The sequence below is a fragment of the Microbacterium sp. CPCC 204701 genome, from assembly GCF_004010105.1.
Taxonomy (GTDB): domain Bacteria; phylum Actinomycetota; class Actinomycetes; order Actinomycetales; family Microbacteriaceae; genus Microbacterium.
This window is the reverse complement of the sequence record NZ_RRYE01000459.1, coordinates 1-2115: the sequence shown is the minus strand read 5'-3', so window position 1 is coordinate 2115 and position 2115 is coordinate 1. Positions and strand designations below refer to the sequence as shown.

Sequence of the window (2115 nt, the reverse complement as noted above, 5' to 3'; positions counted from 1 at the left end):
CGCGCAGCCGCTCGCGCGTCTGCACGAGCCGCCGCACGAGATCGCGGCGGCCGGCCTGGGCCGCAGCCTCGCCGACCTGCCCCACCAGCTCGAGGAGAGCGCCGTCCGGAGCCGCGGGGATGCCGCCGGCCGCGGCATCCGTCGTGCCGATCGTGTCGTTGCGATCCGTCAACGGCTGCAGCTCCCTTGCTCCACTGGACGCTGTCGATCAGACCGGGAAGTCCAGCGCCGTGCCCGATGCGGTGCCGGCATCGTACGGATCCGGCTCCACGCCGCCCCACAGGGCGTCGGCGTCGACATCCCAATCCGACGCGGCCACATTCTGGATCTCGTCGGTGAAGGCATTCGCGAAGAGGTCGCCGTCGCCCTCCGCCGCGAGCCTGTCGCGAGGGAACTCCTCTTCCTCCGGCAGGAGGAGGTGGTCGAAGCCGCCCTGGGCGGACGCATTGCCGGCGGGCGCACTCGCGGGTGGCGCGTCCACGACGCCATCCCGGTCGTCACTGTCCCTCATCGCCCTCTCCCCACCGAAGGGGCCTTGGCCCATCACACTTCAGTATCGCTGCCGGCTCTCCGTGCCGATACCGGTGCGAGTGCGCCCGGCCGCTCGAGGCGATCGGGCGCACACGCATCCCCCAGTCAGAAGAGATCGACTTCGTTCTGTTCGGCGCCGGGACTGTTCACGATGCCGTCGTTCTCGAGTTCGACGTCGATCTCGGTCTCGTATTCGTTGAACGAGTCGTCGAGGTCGACATCCGTCGAGTTGTCCTGGAACGAGTCCTCGACTTCGACGTCGACATCCGTGTCCGTCGAGTTGTCCTCGTTGAACGCGTCCTCGATGTCGGTATCGATGTCCCAGTTCGTCGAGTTGTCCTCGTTGAACGCGTCCTCCAGCTCGACGTCGATCTCGGTCTCCGTCTCGGTCGAGTTGTCCTGGAACGAGTCCATGATCGAGACCGAGTTGTCTTGGAACGAGTCCTCGATGTCGACATCGATGTCCCAATTCGTCGAGTTGTCGATGTCGACGTCGTCGCCGGCAGCGATCGCGCCGTCGCCGGAAGCCAGCCCGCCCTGCTGCCCGAAGACCTGGGAGACGCCGCCCGAGCCGTTGGCCCAGACGTTCTGATTCACCGACTGGTCGAACATCGTCGACCTGTTGTCGATCGTGAGTCCACCCGCCGCTGCGGCGCCACCAGCGCCACCCGCGCCGCCGAGGTCACGGAAGCCTGTCTGGTACTGCCGCACGCCGGTCGAGATGGAGTGGTCGTTCAGCGTCTGCTGGTTGAACGAGTCGGTGATGTCGACGTCCGTGTCCCAGTTGTTCGAGTGGTCGTCGTTGAACGAGTCCTCGATGTCGACGTCAAGGTCGGTGTTGGTCGAGTTGTCGTTGTACGAGTCCTCGGTCTCGGTCTCGGTCGAATTGTCCGAGTTGTCGTTGTACGAGTCCTCGGTCTCGGTGGAGTTGTCGGAGTTGTCGTTGAACGAGTCCTCGACCTCGACTTCGGTCTCGGTCTCGGTGGAGTTGTCGGAGTTGTCGTTGAACGAGTCCTCGACCTCGGTGTCCGTCTCGGTCGAGTTGTCGTTGAGTGAGTCCGCCAGATCGACGTTGGTCTGAAGACCCAGCAGGTTGGTGTTGTCGTCGGCCATGATGATCTTCTTTCTAGAACGGTTGCCAGTCGGCTCGTATTGGAAGTCTGTTGATGCGCGCGCGAGTCGGCATCGGGGGCTGTCCCCGCACTCATCGCGGGGTGACAGGGGGCCGATAGGGGGTCCGCGATCGGGATGCGGGAGGCGGCCGTAGGCTGGGCCGGTGGAGATGGCCGAACTGACCGCGCTGCTCACGCCCGAGGGGCTGCGGCTGCTCGACGCGATGCCGCCGATGGAATCGGCCGATGACGTCGCGCGCGCGGTGACTCGTCTGCGCAAGGATGGACACTCCCCCGACCTCGTCTCTGCGGTCGTCGGGCAGGCGCGGCTGCGCACGCGCGCGCGGGCGAAGTTCGGCGATCTCGCCGAGCGGATGCTGTTCACGCGCGCGGGCCTCGAGCAGGCGACGCGGCTGGCGATCGCGGCGCGCCATGCGGCGCGGTTCCGTGACGCCGGCTTCGCGCGGGTCGC

Annotated in this window: 2 protein-coding genes and 1 pseudogene; 1 reads left to right on the top strand and 2 read right to left on the bottom strand. The window is 66.2% G+C overall.

From position 1 onward, the window contains the following. Positions 1-208 precede the first annotated feature (208 nt). Together EIO58_RS16765 and EIO58_RS16760 are read right to left on the bottom strand one after the other, a co-directional pair. The gene (locus EIO58_RS16765; RefSeq protein WP_127820427.1) at positions 209-511 is read right to left on the bottom strand and encodes a hypothetical protein; all 303 of its coding nucleotides are present in this window, start codon (positions 509-511) and stop codon (positions 209-211) included. A gap of 125 nt (positions 512-636) precedes the next feature. Further along, positions 637-1644: a hypothetical protein gene (locus EIO58_RS16760; protein ID WP_127820426.1), complete on the bottom strand. Its 1008-nt coding sequence runs from the start codon at positions 1642-1644 to the stop codon at positions 637-639. A 163-nt stretch (positions 1645-1807) separates the two neighbouring features. Between EIO58_RS16760 and EIO58_RS16755 the strand changes: the two are divergent. After that, positions 1808-2115: pseudogene (locus EIO58_RS16755) on the top strand (SAM-dependent methyltransferase); the annotation flags it as partial.

Coding starts and splice junctions, on each gene's coding strand:
- EIO58_RS16760 (WP_127820426.1), bottom strand. CDS start 1,644: ATGGCCGACGACAACACCAACCTGCTGGGTCTTCAGACCAACGTCGAT.
- EIO58_RS16765 (WP_127820427.1), bottom strand. CDS start 511: ATGAGGGACAGTGACGACCGGGATGGCGTCGTGGACGCGCCACCCGCG.